This window comes from Pseudarthrobacter sp. TRD_SC_9 (genome assembly GCF_055361265.1).
In genome coordinates this window covers 2,536,986-2,550,914 of record NZ_CM143956.1, presented here as the reverse complement: position 1 = coordinate 2,550,914, position 13,929 = coordinate 2,536,986, and the positions used below count along the sequence as shown (strand labels likewise).

The window sequence follows — 13,929 nt, the reverse complement described above, 5'->3', positions numbered from 1 at the left end:
CTGTCCGCATGCGGTACCGGCCTTTATTGGACCTTCCACCCATTAAACAGAACTGCCCGGCCGGAGTCGGGGATTTCGACGTCCGGCCGGGCAGTTACTGGATTACTTCCGTGCGAATGCCTGCTTCAGCAGGGCATCCTGCTCGGCGGCATGGCGCTTCATGGAACCGGCCGCGGTTGACGCAGACGCAGGCCGTGAGATGAGGCGGATCCTGCGGTCCAGCTCCAGCGGAAGGTTGAGGCCCATAAACGGCCACGGACCCTGGTTGGCCGGCTCGTCCTGTGCCCAGACAACCTCAGCGTTCGGGTACTTGGCAAGCTCCGCTTCAATTTCTTCCTTGGGCAGCGGGTACAACTGCTCCACCCGGATGATCGCCGTTGTCTTGTCTTCTGTCTTCTGCCGCGTGGACAGGAGATCGTAGTAAAGGCGGCCGGATACCAGCAGAACTCGTTCGATGGCGTCGCCCGCTACTGCCTCGTGGTCGGGGATGACCGGAAGGAAGCTGCCAGTGGTGAAGTCCTCGACAGACGACGCCGCCGCCTTGAGGCGCAGCAGCTGCTTCGGTGTGAAGATGATCAGCGGCTTGCGCGGACGGCTGTAGGCCTGCCGGCGGAGGAGGTGGAAATGCGATGCCGCCGTCGTGGGGTTTGCCACGATCATGTTCTGCTCGGCACACATCTGCAGGAACCGTTCGATGCGGGCTGAGGAGTGGTCCGGTCCCTGCCCCTCGTAACCGTGCGGAAGCATCAGCACCAGCGAGGACCGCTGGCCCCACTTCTGCTCGGCGGAGGAGATGAATTCATCGATGATGGTCTGGGCGCCGTTGACGAAGTCACCGAACTGGGCTTCCCACAGCACCAGGGCATCCGGGCGCTCCACGGAGTAGCCGTATTCGAAGCCCATGGCAGCGTATTCCGACAACAACGAATCGTAAATCCACAGCTTTGCCTGGTCATCGCTGAGGTGGGCAAGCGGGGTCCATTCGTTGCCGTTGGCACGGTCGTGGAAGACTGCGTGGCGCTGCACGAAGGTGCCGCGCCGCGAATCCTGACCGGCGAGCCTGACCGGCACGCCTTCCATGATCAGCGAACCGAACGCCGCGATCTCGCCGAAGCCCCAGTCGATTCCGCCCTCACGGGACATCTGTTCGCGCTTCTCCAGCAGCTGCTTGAGCTTCGCGTGGACAGTAAAGCCTTCCGGGATCTCCAGGTGGACCTGGCCGATGCGGGCCAGCGTGTCCGAGGAGATGGCTGTGGACTTCGGAGCGTTGCTCGCGGAATCCGCGCGCTGGGAGATAGGTCGCTCAATATCCGCTATCGCGGCGGAGTCCGCGGTGATGATCGGAATCGGCGACGTCTGCGCAGCGTGGGTTTCCGCGAAGACCCGCTCGAGGCGTTCCTGGTAGTCGCGGAGCAGCTGCTCGGCTTCTTCCTCTGTGATGTCACCGCGGCCTATCAGGGATTCGGTGTACAGCTTGCGGACGGAGCGCTTGGCTTCGATCAGGTTGTACATCATAGGCTGGGTCATCGAGGGGTCATCGCCCTCGTTGTGACCACGACGGCGGTAGCAGACCATGTCGATGACTACGTCCTTGTGGAACCGCTGGCGGAACTCGTAGGCGAGCTGCCCGACGCGGACGACAGCCTCAGGATCGTCGCCGTTCACGTGGAACACGGGCGCCTGGATCATCTTGGCGACGTCGGTGGAGTAGGTGGACGAACGCGACGATGAAGGTGCGGTGGTGAAGCCGACCTGGTTGTTGACCACAACGTGGATGGTTCCGCCGGTGCGGTATCCGCGCAGCTGGGAGAGGTTGAGCGTTTCCGCCACTACACCCTGGCCTGCGAAGGCCGCGTCGCCGTGCACCATGATGGGCAGGACCGGGAATCCTTCGCCCTGGTCGAGGCGGTCCTGCTTGGCGCGGACGATGCCTTCGAGCACGGAATCCACGGCTTCGAGGTGGGACGGGTTCGCGGCCAGGTACACCTTGGTCTGATTGCCGAGGTCGGAGGTGAAAGTACCTTCGGTGCCCAGGTGGTACTTGACGTCACCGGAGCCCTGCACGGAGCGGGGATCCTGGGTACCTTCGAATTCGCGGAACACCTGTGCGTAGGTCTTGCCGGCGATGTTTGTGAGCACATTCAGGCGGCCGCGGTGGGCCATGCCGATAGCGACTTCGTCGAGCCCGTCGTCGGCGGCGTCCGACATGATCGAGTCCAGCAGCGGGATCAGGGACTCGCCGCCTTCGAGGGAGAAGCGTTTCTGGCCGACGAACTTGGTCTGCAGGAAGGTCTCAAAGGCCTCGGCAGCATTCAGCTTGGAAACGACGCGCAGCTGCTCTTCGCGGCTGGGCTTGGAGTACGGATGCTCCAGCTGATCCTGGAACCACTTGCGTTCATCGGGTTCCTGGATGTGCATGTACTCGATGCCGGTGGTACGGCAGTAGGCATCGCGGAGCACGCCGAGGATGTCGCGGAACTTCAGCATCGGCTTGCCGCCAAAGCCACCCGTGGGCCACTCCCGGTCCAGGTCCCACAGTGTGAGGCCATAGGTGAGGACGTCAAGATCGGGGTGCTTGCGCTGGACGTACTCGAGCGGGTTGGTGTCCGCCATGAGGTGGCCGCGCACGCGGTAGGAGTGGATCAGCTGCTGGATACGGGCAACCTTGTTGATTTCGTCCGCGGGATCAATCTGCAGGTCCGGACTCCAGCGAACGGGCTCATAAGGGATGCGCAGGGACTCGAAGATGTCGTCGTAGAAGTTCTGCGCGCCCAGCAGGAGCTGGTGGACCAGTTTGAGGAATTCGCCGCTGCCGGCACCCTGGATGACCCGGTGGTCATAGGTGGAGGTGAGCGTGAGGACCTTGCTGATGGCGTTGTGGGCCAGGATCTTCTCGCTGGCACCCTGGAATTCTGCAGGGTAGTCCAGTGCGCCTACGCCGATGATGGCTGCCTGGCCCTTGGAAAGCCGTGGGACCGAGTGGACCGTGCCGATACCGCCCGGGTTAGTGAGCGATACCGTGGTTCCGGAGTGGTCGTCAGCAGTCAGCTTGCCGTTGCGGGCACGCTTGATGAGGTCCTCATAGGTGTGCCAGAACTCCGAGAAGTTGAGGGTCTCGGCCTTCTTGATGTTCGGCACCATCAACAGGCGGCTGCCGTCCGGCTTGGGCATGTCGATGGCGATGCCGAAGTTGACGTGCGCCGGCTGGACCGCCACGGGTTTGCCGTCCACGACGTCGTAGTACACGTTCATGGAGGGGAACTGGGCCAGCGCCCGGATGACGGCATAGCCGATCAGGTGCGTGAAGGAGACCTTGCCACCGCGTGCGCGGGCAAGGTTGGAGTTGATGACGACGCGGTTGTCGATCAGCAGCTTGGCGGGGATGGCCCTGACGCTCGTAGCGGTGGGGACTTCCAGGCTGGTCACCATGTTGGCCGCGATGGCCTTGGCTGGCCCTTTCAGGACAGAGACGGCGTCCTGCTCCGGCGCCGAGGGGGCGTTGACGTTCTTGGGGAGCTGCGCGGGGATGGGCTGCGTGGTGGTGCCTGCCTTGGGTTTGCTCGCTCCATCGCGGGCCACAATGGCAGGATCTTTCTTGGCGGCTGCCGGAGCGGCCGGCGAATCTGCCGGGGCGGCAGGAGTTTCGGTAGCAGGCTTGGCCGGCGTCGCTGCCGGGGCGGCCTGGGGCTTCTGTACTACCGGGAGTTCACGCGTAGCGGGATGCCGGGCCGGCGCACCCTTCCCGTTGGCGGATGAATCAGTGCCCGAGTCGAAGGATTCGAACAGGGGCCACCATTTGGCGTCCACCGCGTTCTTGTCCTTTTGGTACTGCTCGTAAAGTTCGTCAACGAGCCACTCGTTTCCGCCAAATTCCTCTGGTAGACGATGGCTAGGCTGCTCTGGCACTTGAAATACGCCTCTTCCATGAGATTGATTTCCCTCTGGTTTCCACGGTGCAACGGCACTACGAAGAACCAGCATCTGCATTCTCTGAACCCAGACCATTGCCAGTCTAGTGAGCGCGGCGGGTAATCCCCAATAAGGGTGACCCAAATCATGACACGACCTGGGGATTGTCGTAACGGGACGGCGGGCCCGGCCTGTAGAGACGGTTTTCGCTGGTGACCGCCATGAAAATGCCGCAGGCCCGGGGCGCGTGGTGCGTTCCGGGCCTGCAGCATTTTGCTGTGAAGAATGGAGCCTAGCGGGAAGCCTGTTCCTGCTCGCTGGCGTTCCTGGTGGCCTTCTGGCCGGCCTCTTCGAGGGCCTGGGCAACCTTAGCGAGTGAGGCAACGTGCTGGCCATTCCACTCACTGCGGAACTTATCAGCGTCCGGGCCCTTCCAGTCGGTGCCCTCGAGGACCTTGGTCAGCGTGGACTTCTGCTTCTCGATCTCAGACGAACCAGCCTTGAGCTTGGTGCCCAGAGCCTTCAGCTGAGCAATATCTGCACCCCAAATAGCCATGACGTATCTCCTTTTCGTAGATCCAGTGTGTAAAGCGGTAGGTGAACAACTGATTGGATCGAAACGTTCGCCGCCTGCTTGGCGGGAGCGGATCCATTGCTCCTAAGCTATCCTGCCCCGGACGGGCGGTCGATGGGCACTGGTCCCCATCCAGGGGGGGGCTTTACCGGGGGAAGGCAGGCAGCGCTCCTGTAGACTGGGATTCTTATGGACAGTAAATCTAGGTGCCGGCCTGGGGACTGTCAGCGGGGAATGATTTCCAGCTCCGCCGCAGTCACCCATAGAGCCGGCAAACCCCGAACACGCGCCCATCATTCTCCGGCCAGCCACTGGTCCGCAGACCTACAGGAAACAGGGTCGGCTTCCGCTGACCATCCTCCACCAGGCAGTTTCCCCTGCAATCCGCAGCCTTCTAATCTCCAGCGTTCCCCGCGCTGCGTCCGCTCCCATGACAGGAGCGGATCCTAATGGAATGGCTCCTCCTCCTGGCCGGCCTGCTGTTGATCGCAGGCACCGGCTTTTTCGTTGCTGTTGAATTCTCCCTGATCGCCCTTGACCAGTCCACTGTGCAACGTGCCATCGACGGGGGCGATAAAGCAGCAATTCCGCTGCTGAAATGCCTAAAGTCTCTATCCACCCAGCTGTCCAGCTGCCAGCTGGGCATCACCATGACGACGCTGCTCACCGGCTACGTGATGGAACCGTCGGTGGGTAAGCTCCTGGAACCACTGCTGCATGCGGCAGGGTTGCCGGCGGTTGCCGTAGCTTCGGTTTCGCTGATCATCGCCATGGCATTGGCCACTCTGTTGTCCATGCTGCTGGGCGAACTGGTCCCCAAGAACATGGCTATTGCGCTGGCTTTTCGGGTAGGCCGGTTCGTGGCCCGTCCCCAGCTGGTTTTCACAGCCATTTTCAGGCCTGCCATCGTGGTACTGAACGGGTTTTCCAACCGGGTGCTTCATCTTTTTGGTCTTGAGGCCAAAGAAGAGATCTCCGGCGCCAGGACACCTGCAGAGCTATCCTCGCTGGTCCGCCGCTCGGCCGAAATGGGAACCCTCGACGCCGGCACCGCCAACTTCTTGGCACGCACCCTCAGTTTCTCCGCACGTACAGCAGCGGACGTGATGACTCCCCGCATCCGCGTGGAGACCATTGACGCCGACCAGCCCGTCTCGGACATCGTTGATGCCGCGCGGCGGACAGGCTACTCACGGTTCCCGGTGATCGGCGACTCCTCTGACGACATCCGTGGTGTGGTCCACGTCAAGAAGGCCATCGCCGTTCCCTCCGAGCGACGCCGAAACCTCGAGGTCGGAGCCATCATGACGGACGTCCTCCGGGTACCCGAAACCATCCACCTTGATTCCCTCCTGGCGGAACTGCGCGAAGGAAACCTGCAGCTCGCCGTCGTTCTTGATGAATACGGCGGAACCGCCGGCATCGCTACCCTGGAGGACCTGGTGGAGGAAATTGTGGGTGAGGTGGCAGATGAGCACGACAAGGTCCGCCCCGGCCTGCTCCAGAGCGCCTCTGGCGACTGGTACTTTCCCGGCCTGCTGCGGCCCGACGAGTTGTCCGAACAGATTCCTGGGCTGATAGTGCCGGATGAGGCCGCGTATGAAACGGTTGGCGGCTTCGTGATGAGCCAACTCGGCAGGATTGCAGCGGTGGGGGACACCGTGCAGGTAACTGGCGGGACCCTGAACGTAACCAGGATGGATGGACGCCGCATCGACCGGATCTGTTTCAGCCCCGCGAGGAGCCTGGAACCAGAAGGACCGGCAACAGGAGCTGAAGGCCTCGAAGGCGTCCGCGGCATTCAACAGGAGGCCGGACGATGAACGACTGGGCCGGAATTGCCTGGCTTGTTGTCCTGCTGTTAGGCAATGCCTTCTTCGTAGGGGCCGAGTTCGCCATCATGTCAGCACGGCGAAGCCAGATCGAACCCTTGGCGGACGCCGGATCCAAGCGCGCCAAAACCACGCTCCAGGCCATGGAGAACGTCTCGCTCATGCTGGCGTGTGCGCAACTGGGCATTACTGTATGTTCGCTTCTGATCCTTCAGGTCGCTGAACCTGCCATCCATCATCTGCTCGCGGAGCCGCTTCATGCAGTGGGTATCCCGCTGGAGGCTGCCGACGTTGCCGCTTTCGCCATCGCGCTGCTGCTGGTGACTTTCCTGCATGTGACGTTCGGCGAGATGGTGCCGAAAAACATCTCGGTATCCGTCGCTGACAAGGCTGCGCTGCTGCTGGCACCACCGTTGGTTTTCATTGCCAGGCTGGTAAACCCGGTAATCTCAGCCCTGAACTGGGCGGCAAACCACATTCTCCGGATGATGCGGATCGAACCGAAGGACGAAGTCACATCAACCTTCACCCTGGAGGAAGTCCAGTCGATCGTGCAGGAATCGACCCGGCACGGCCTGGTGGATGATGAAGCCGGGCTCATTACCGGTGCGCTTGAATTTTCCGAGCACACGGCGCAGAGCATCATGGTGCCCGTTGAGGATCTGGTAATGATGAAGTCCACCACCACGCCTGTCCAGTTTGAAAAAGCGGTGAGCCGTACGGGCTTTTCGCGGTTCCCCATGCTGGATGACGACGGGATGCTGGCCGGTTATCTGCACGTGAAGGACGTACTCTCCATTCCCCAGGAGAACTACGACAAACCGATCGCTGAGAGCCGGATCCGTTCGTTGGCCAACCTGGGGCTGGACGACGAAATCGAAAAGGCCATGTCAGTGATGCAGCGGACCGGCTCACACCTTGCCCGCGTGATTGGCCCGGATGGGCAGACCAGGGGAGTGCTTTTCCTGGAGGATGTCATAGAACAGCTGGTGGGGGAGATCCGGGATGCAACGCAGGCTACCGGCATTCGTCGTCTGGGCCAGGAGGACCAACCGCTCCGCGATCGCTGACGGCACCGGGATCTAAGTGGGGTCTCCTCCGCCCTCGAATTCTAAATAGGAATCATTCCTAATTGGGATTACACTGGTGGGTATCCAAGCATCCCCTTCCTGATCTGAGGTATTTTCCGTGCGCCAGTTCCACCCTGTTGCCCGCCCCGTGTTGGCTGCCGTCGCCGGCCTGAGCCTGCTCCTGACAGGCTGTGGAACCACACCGGAACCGGCCGCGACCGGAAGCGATGCCACTATCCAGGTGGTTGCTTCCACGAACGTTTACGGCGATATTGTGCAGGAGATCGGGGGCGATGCCGTGAGCGTTACGTCCATCATTTCCAGGACCAGCCAAGACCCGCATTCCTATGAGGTCACAGCGCAGGACAAGCTGGCAGTGTCCAAGGCTGCGCTAGTGGTGGGTAACGGCGGCGGCTATGACGAATTCCTGCACGCCCTGGCGGACGAGGCCGGCCTCGCAGAGGACCGCTTTATCGAGGCCGTCGAGGTCTCCGGGCTGGCCCCGGAGGAGGAAGCAGGAGCAGAAACGGAAGAAGCCGCCGGAGAGCACCACCACGATCACGGAGACTTCAACGAACATGTCTGGTACAGCTTCACGGCGATGTCCGCCGTCGCTGATGCTGTGGCCACGCAGCTTGGCGGGATCAGGCCAGAAGACGCTGCTACCTTCAGCGCCAATGCAGCGTCCTTCAAGGAAAGCCTCACCGGGCTGAGCAATGACCTTGAAGGCCTCCCCGCAGGAGCCGCGGGCAAGGGCGTCCTGATGACCGAACCCGTACCCTTCTACCTGCTGGAAGCTGCGGGACTGGAGAACGTCACGCCGGCCGACTACAGTGCAGCGATAGAGGAAGGCAACGACGTGCCCCCCGCTGTACTCCAGGAAGCAACCCGGTTGGCTGGTTCAGCGGACATTGCCTTCCTGGCGTACAACCAGCAGACCGAGGGCCCGCAGACCCAGGCCGTGAAGAATGCTGCAGAAGCTGCGGGAGTCCCGGTTGTCAATTTCAGCGAAACCCTGCCGGAAGGCGCCGGCTACCTGTCCTGGATGACGGACAATGTTGAGAACGTCAAGGAAGTCTTGGAGAGCAAATAGTTGAAACCAGTGGTCAGCCTTCGCGGCGCGTCCCTGAAGTTCGGAAATCGGGCGCTCTGGGAAGACCTGGACCTGGATATCAGGCCCGGCGAGTTCTTCGCCGTGCTCGGTCCCAACGGCAGCGGCAAGACCAGCTTCCTTAAGGTCCTTCTGGGCCTGCAGGAACTCCACGCCGGTGAAGTAAGCCTTGGCGGTGCCCCCGTTGAACGCGGCAGCAGCCTGATCGGCTATATCCCGCAGCAGAAATCCTTTGCCCCGGACACCCCGCTGCGTGCCCGTGACCTCGTGGGGCTGGGAGTGGACGGCCATCGCTGGGGTATCAGACTCAAGCCTGGTCCCGCCGGTCGCAGGATTGACGCCCTCCTGGCGGAAGTCGGCGCCACGGAATACGGCAACGTGCCCGTGGGCCAGCTTTCCGGTGGCGAACAGCAGCGGCTCCGGGTTGCCCAGGCCCTGGCCACGCGGCCCAAGGTGCTTCTGTGCGATGAACCCCTGCTCTCTCTGGATCTGCGACATCAGCAGGCCGTCAGTTCATTGATCAACAAGCAATGCCGCGAACAGGACAGCGCCGTGGTCTTCGTGACCCATGAAATCAACCCCGTGATCGAGTACGTGGACAGGGTGCTCTATCTCGCCGGTGGAAAGTTCCGCGTGGGAAAGCCCGAGGAGGTCATGACCACTGAGGTTTTGTCCGAGCTGTACGGCAGCCACGTTGACGTGATCCATGCCAACGGCAGGATCGTCGTCGTCGGGCTTCCGGACGCCACCACCCACCACCACGCGGACGAGCACTCCGTGGCCGGGGAGGTGCTCTAGATGGAGCTCCAGGAAATTCTGCGGTCGATTTTCAACTTCGATAACTACGGGGAGCTGCTGGTCCTGGTCCAGAATTCGATCTGGGCGGGCGCTGTCCTTGGCCTGTTGGGCGGCCTTGTCGGTACGTTCGTGATGAAGCGGGACCTGGCTTTCGCCGTTCACGGCATTTCTGAACTTTCCTTTGCCGGTGCGGCCTTCGCGTTGCTGATCGGCGCAGACATCATTCTAGGCTCGCTCCTGGGCTCTGTGGCGGCTGCTCTGACTCTTGGTTTCATGGGAGTTCGTGCACGGGACAAAAACTCCATCATCGGTGTCATCATGCCGTTTGGCCTGGGCCTGGGAATCCTGTTCCTCGCGCTGTATGAGGGAAGGGCCGCGAACAAGTTCGGCCTCCTGACGGGCCAGATCGTCTCCGTGGACACTGTACAGCTGCAGGCACTGGCGGGTACCGCCGTCGTAGTAATGCTGGTGCTGGTGGCCATCTGGCGGCCGCTAAGCTTCGCCAGCGTGGACCCCGAGGTTGCCGAAGCCCGCGGGGTTCCGGTTCGGGCGCTGTCCATCGGCTTTATGCTTCTGCTCGGCGTGAGCGTGGCGCTGTCCATCCAGGTGGTGGGGGCACTGCTGGTGCTGGCGCTGCTGATCACACCAGCAGCTGCAGCCCTGCGGGTCTCGTCGGCACCGTGGGCCGTGGTGCTGCTCAGCGTCACTTTCGCCGTCACCGCTACAGTGGGCGGAATCCTGCTGGCCCTGGGCGGACGACTCCCCATCAGCCCCTATGTCACCACGCTGTCATTCCTGATCTATGTGGTGTGCAGGGTGATCGGCAATGTCCGCGTCAGGCGGGGTGTGAACGGCAGAAGCGCCACCGCGTCCGTACGCCGGGAAACCACGACGCCGGAACGGCAGCGGTCAGGGCAGCCAGCCTAAAGCTGTCCGCCGGCTTTGAGGGCGGTGCAGTCGGGGCACAAGCCGAAAATTTCGACGGTGTGCGCTACCTCCGTATAGCCGTTCTCCCTGGCTACCCGGGCAGCCCAGGTTTCCACGGCGGGCGCTTCGATTTCCACTGCCTTTCCACAGTTCCGGCACAAAAGATGGTGGTGGTGGCTGGCTACCGCACAGCGGCGGTAGACCGCTTCGCCATCGCCGGTGCGAAGCACGTCCACGAGACCTTCGTCGGCCAATGACTGGAGGATTCGGTAAGCGGTGGCCAGGGATACGGAAACACCCTGGTTCTGCAGCAGCCGGTACAGCTCCTGGGTGCTGACGAAGTCGTCCAGCTCATCAAGGGCGGCGCTGACGGCAAGACGCTGCTTGGTGACGCGCTGCTCTTTGCCCGCGGGTGCAGGAGTTGCTGCGCTGGCGTCGGCGTGGCTGCCGTGAGGCATGGCTGGGCTCGCTTCCTGATGGGGTTGGCAATGTCCAAGATTACCAGCCGGGGCGGAACTGAACCGTGGACACTGTCCCCAGGCCCCTCCTAGTCTGGGGTACATGAAGCTCACCAAATTCACGCACTCCTGTGTCCGCCTGCAGAAGGACAGCCAGGTGCTGGTGATCGACCCGGGCAGTTGGTCCGAGGCAGCTGAGGCGCTGGAAGGCGCCCACGCGGTGCTCGTGACCCACGAGCACCCGGACCACATTGATGTCCCGGCTGTACTGGACGCTATGCGAAGCAATCCGGTGCTGGAAGTCCACGCTCCTGCGCGGGTCGCCGCCGACCTCGCCGAAAAAGCCGGCGGTGACCACGAAAGGGTGCACGCCGTCGAGGCCGGGAGTTCCTTTAACGCGGGAGGATTTTCGGTGCGGTCCTTCGGCGGCCAGCATGCGCTCATCCACCCATTGATCCCCGTAGTGGCGAACATCGGTTACCTCGTGGAGGACAACGTCTTCCATCCGGGGGACTCCTTTGTGGTTCCCGACGGCATCGAGGTCAAGACCCTGCTGGTTCCCTTACACGCGCCGTGGTCCAAAGTGTCAGAGGTGCTGGACTTCGTGGTGGCAATCCGTGCTCCCCGGGCGTACCCGGTGCATGATGCGCTGCTCAACCGTCGTGGACGCGGGCTGGTTGAAGGGCACGTCAGCCGGATTGGCGGCAAGTATGGAACCACGTACAGCAGCCTCGAAGCACAGCAGTCCGTGGAGGTCTAGGGAAATGGTGTGGACAGCCCCTCCAAAGCAGGAAACAGGTTCAATGGGACCCCTGATGGATACCGGCACTCTCAAGAGACGCCTGGACGCCGGCGAAAGGACTGTGCTGCTGGACGTCCGTTGGGTGCTCGGTGACTCTCAAGGGCACGCACATTATCTGGCCGGCCACATACCCGGCGCCGTCTATGTGGACCTGCACCATGAGCTCGCGGATCCTACTGTTTCGGGCGCGGGCCGGCACCCGTTGCCTTCGGTGGAAGCGCTGCAGCAGCGCGCCCGTGACTGGGGTATCAACGACGGCGACACAGTGGTGGCGTACGACGATAACGGCAATACCGCGGCCGCCCGGGCGTGGTGGCTGCTGCGGGACGCGGGACTGACGGCCGTTTTCCTGCTCGACGGCGGACTGGCTGCGTGGCGGGCAGCCGGACATCCGGTAGAGAAAGGGGAGCAGCGGCCTGTGCCGGGAAATGTTGCGCTCCGGCGGGGACAACTGTCCGTCACGGACATGACCGGGGCGGGCGGCTGGCATGGCCACGGCGTCCTTCTCGACGCACGGGCCGGGGAGCGTTACCGGGGCGAGGTGGAGCCCGTTGATCCCCGGGCCGGTCACATTCCAGGCGCTGTGAGTGCTCCGACCGGACAAAACCTCACTCCGAACGGCCGCTTCCTGCCTGCACATGAGCTTCGCGCGCGGTTCGAAAGCCTCGGCATCGACGACAGTACGGAGGTGGCGGTGTACTGCGGCTCAGGCGTTACTGCTGCACACCAGATCGCAGCCTTGGAGATTGCCGGTTTTCGTGCGGCGTTGTATCCGGGTTCGTTCTCGCAGTGGTCCTCGGACGAGGCAAATCCTGTTGCCATAGGCGCCGAACCCAGTGGTAGCGTCGGGGTATGACTCCAGGACGACCCGTACCGCCGCCCCTTGCGAAGCCCGTTCCGGATGTTGCAGTTCACAGTTCCGCTGCCGCTGCACGCGCTGAACCATCCCTCGCCGCCGCGTACGGAGCGCTCAGTCCCGGCAGCGGCCTGGTCCCGCTGACCGTAGCGCGCCGCGCTCCCGGTCCCGACGACGTCGAGATCGCCATCGACTATTGCGGGCTGTGCCATTCGGATGTTCACGCTACCCGGGGCGAGTGGTTAGCACCGACGTATCCGCTGGTTCCGGGCCACGAGATTGTGGGCACGGTCAGCCGGGTCGGTTCCGGCGTTGATGATTTTGCTGTTGGCCAACTGGTGGGGGTCGGTTGCATGGTCGATTCCTGCCGGGAGTGCGCCAGCTGTCTGGACGGCCTTGAACAGCACTGCGAACGCGGCATGACCGGAACATACGGTGCCTCCGACGCCCGGCACGGCGGCGTCATCACCCAGGGCGGCTATTCGGCGTCGATCGTGGTGGACCGCCGCTACGTACTGCGGGTGCCTGAAGCCCTGGATCCGGCAGCCGCTGCTCCGCTGCTGTGCGCAGGCATCACCACGTACTCGCCCCTGCGGCGCTTCGGCGTGAAACCCGGGCACGTCGTCGGGGTTGTGGGACTTGGCGGACTGGGCCATATGGCGGTCAAACTGGCCAAGGCCATGGGGGCCGGCGTGAAGGTCTTCACCACCTCCGAAGCGAAGGTATCCGCAGCAATGGAACTGGGGGCCGACGCCGTCATCCTGTCCTCGGATCCGTCCGCCATGGCGGATGCGGTGCGCACGCTTGACGTCATCATCGACACCGTTGCCGCTCCCCACGACCTCAACCCCTACCTGAACACGCTCCGTCGCGACGGCGCCTTGTTCCAGCTGGGCCTGCCGTCAGGAGACATGCCTCCGGTTGAACCCCGGTTCCTGATCCGCCGCCGCCTCAGCTACACCGGCTCGCTGATCGGGGGGATCGCAGAAACGCAGGAGATGCTGGACTTCTGCGCCGCCCACGGTGTCACCTCCGACATCGAGATGGTAGATGCAGGTGCGCTCAATGAGGCTTACGACCGAATGGTGGCCGGTGATGTGAAATACCGCTTCGTTCTTGACACCAGTACCCTGCAGGCCGCGACCGAAAAGGCGGACGTATGAGCACCCTGTTTACCAAAATCATCAACGGAGAGATCCCGGGACGTTTCGTCTGGAAAGATGACGACGTCGTGGCCTTCCTGACTGTCGCGCCGCTCGCGGACGGCCACACCCTGGTGGTGCCGGTCCAAGAGGTTGACCGCTGGACTGACGCCAGTGACGAAACAGTGGCCAAGGTCATGGAAGTGGCGCGCAGGGTGGGCGCGGTGCAGGTGGAAGCGTTCGGAGCGCCCAGGGCGGGGCTGATTGTGGCCGGTTACGAAATCAACCACATGCATGTCCACGTCTGGCCATCCCGGTCCATGGCCGATTTCGACTTCAGTAACGCGGACAGCAACCCTGACCCGGCGGTGCTGGATGCCAACGCGGTGAAGATCCGCGAAGGGCTCCGCCAGGCCGGCTATGGGAGCTCGGTGCCCGAGGCATAGCCGG

12 protein-coding genes are annotated in these 13,929 nt (G+C 62.8%); 9 read left to right on the top strand and 3 right to left on the bottom strand.

Annotated features, from left to right (window positions below; all coding sequences use genetic code 11):
• Positions 1-102: 102 nt before the first annotated feature.
• Both ACWA13_RS11875 and ACWA13_RS11870 read right to left on the bottom strand, forming a co-directional pair.
• On the bottom strand, positions 103-3,906 hold the full coding sequence (locus tag ACWA13_RS11875) for a multifunctional oxoglutarate decarboxylase/oxoglutarate dehydrogenase thiamine pyrophosphate-binding subunit/dihydrolipoyllysine-residue succinyltransferase subunit (protein ID WP_463934335.1): 3,804 nt from the start codon (positions 3,904-3,906) through the stop codon (positions 103-105).
• 295 nt (positions 3,907-4,201) lie between these two features.
• Positions 4,202-4,465, bottom strand: a complete 264-nt coding sequence (locus tag ACWA13_RS11870) for a WXG100 family type VII secretion target (RefSeq protein ID WP_463934333.1) — start codon at positions 4,463-4,465, stop codon at positions 4,202-4,204.
• 467 nt (positions 4,466-4,932) lie between these two features.
• Here ACWA13_RS11870 and ACWA13_RS11865 point away from each other — a divergent pair, with 467 nt between their 5' ends.
• The 5 genes from ACWA13_RS11865 (at position 4,933) to ACWA13_RS11845 (ending at position 10,221) form a co-directional block, all read left to right on the top strand.
• Complete coding sequence (locus tag ACWA13_RS11865; protein WP_463934331.1) at positions 4,933-6,306, top strand: hemolysin family protein; 1,374 nt, start codon at positions 4,933-4,935, stop codon at positions 6,304-6,306.
• The gene (locus ACWA13_RS11860; RefSeq protein ID WP_463934329.1) at positions 6,303-7,385 is read left to right on the top strand and encodes a hemolysin family protein; all 1,083 of its coding nucleotides are present in this window, start codon (positions 6,303-6,305) and stop codon (positions 7,383-7,385) included. The genes ACWA13_RS11865 and ACWA13_RS11860 overlap by 4 nt, the downstream gene beginning before the upstream one ends.
• A 118-nt stretch (positions 7,386-7,503) precedes the next feature.
• Positions 7,504-8,478, top strand: coding sequence for a metal ABC transporter solute-binding protein, Zn/Mn family (locus tag ACWA13_RS11855; RefSeq protein WP_463934327.1), 975 nt, complete (start codon positions 7,504-7,506; stop codon positions 8,476-8,478).
• The gene (locus ACWA13_RS11850) at positions 8,479-9,294 is read left to right on the top strand and encodes a metal ABC transporter ATP-binding protein (RefSeq protein ID WP_463934325.1); all 816 of its coding nucleotides are present in this window, start codon (positions 8,479-8,481) and stop codon (positions 9,292-9,294) included.
• The gene (locus tag ACWA13_RS11845) at positions 9,295-10,221 is read left to right on the top strand and encodes a metal ABC transporter permease (protein ID WP_463934323.1); all 927 of its coding nucleotides are present in this window, start codon (positions 9,295-9,297) and stop codon (positions 10,219-10,221) included.
• Here ACWA13_RS11845 and ACWA13_RS11840 read toward each other — a convergent pair.
• Positions 10,218-10,679 carry a Fur family transcriptional regulator gene (locus ACWA13_RS11840; protein ID WP_463934321.1) on the bottom strand — a complete coding sequence of 154 codons (462 nt, stop codon included), beginning with the start codon at positions 10,677-10,679 and terminating at the stop codon, positions 10,218-10,220. The two genes, ACWA13_RS11845 and ACWA13_RS11840, sit on opposite strands and share 4 nt — an antisense overlap.
• A gap of 103 nt (positions 10,680-10,782) precedes the next feature.
• Between ACWA13_RS11840 and ACWA13_RS11835 the strand changes: the two genes are divergently transcribed.
• The 4 genes from ACWA13_RS11835 to ACWA13_RS11820 are packed head-to-tail and all read left to right on the top strand — an operon-like array spanning position 10,783 to position 13,925.
• Entirely contained in the window at positions 10,783-11,439 is a 657-nt protein-coding gene (locus ACWA13_RS11835) for an MBL fold metallo-hydrolase (RefSeq protein ID WP_463934319.1), read from the top strand.
• Positions 11,440-11,482: 43 nt separating this feature from the next.
• A complete protein-coding gene (locus ACWA13_RS11830; RefSeq protein ID WP_463934317.1) occupies positions 11,483-12,337 on the top strand; it encodes a sulfurtransferase in 855 nt (284 codons plus the stop codon).
• Positions 12,334-13,500: an NAD(P)-dependent alcohol dehydrogenase gene (locus ACWA13_RS11825; RefSeq protein ID WP_463934316.1), complete on the top strand. Its 1,167-nt coding sequence runs from the start codon at positions 12,334-12,336 to the stop codon at positions 13,498-13,500. The genes ACWA13_RS11830 and ACWA13_RS11825 overlap by 4 nt, the downstream gene beginning before the upstream one ends.
• A complete protein-coding gene (locus tag ACWA13_RS11820; protein WP_463934314.1) occupies positions 13,497-13,925 on the top strand; it encodes an HIT family protein in 429 nt (142 codons plus the stop codon). The genes ACWA13_RS11825 and ACWA13_RS11820 overlap by 4 nt, the downstream gene beginning before the upstream one ends.
• Positions 13,926-13,929: the final 4 nt, after the last annotated feature.

Excerpts from the sequence above, each read along its gene's own strand:
- ACWA13_RS11835 (WP_463934319.1), top strand. The coding sequence starts at position 10,783 with ATGAAGCTCACCAAATTCACGCACTCCTGTGTCCGCCTGCAGAAGGAC.
- ACWA13_RS11870 (WP_463934333.1), bottom strand. The coding sequence starts at position 4,465 with ATGGCTATTTGGGGTGCAGATATTGCTCAGCTGAAGGCTCTGGGCACC.
- ACWA13_RS11820 (WP_463934314.1), top strand. The coding sequence starts at position 13,497 with ATGAGCACCCTGTTTACCAAAATCATCAACGGAGAGATCCCGGGACGT.
- ACWA13_RS11860 (WP_463934329.1), top strand. The coding sequence starts at position 6,303 with ATGAACGACTGGGCCGGAATTGCCTGGCTTGTTGTCCTGCTGTTAGGC.
- ACWA13_RS11845 (WP_463934323.1), top strand. The coding sequence starts at position 9,295 with ATGGAGCTCCAGGAAATTCTGCGGTCGATTTTCAACTTCGATAACTAC.
- ACWA13_RS11840 (WP_463934321.1), bottom strand. The coding sequence starts at position 10,679 with ATGCCTCACGGCAGCCACGCCGACGCCAGCGCAGCAACTCCTGCACCC.
- ACWA13_RS11865 (WP_463934331.1), top strand. The coding sequence starts at position 4,933 with ATGGAATGGCTCCTCCTCCTGGCCGGCCTGCTGTTGATCGCAGGCACC.
- ACWA13_RS11830 (WP_463934317.1), top strand. The coding sequence starts at position 11,483 with ATGGGACCCCTGATGGATACCGGCACTCTCAAGAGACGCCTGGACGCC.
- ACWA13_RS11825 (WP_463934316.1), top strand. The coding sequence starts at position 12,334 with ATGACTCCAGGACGACCCGTACCGCCGCCCCTTGCGAAGCCCGTTCCG.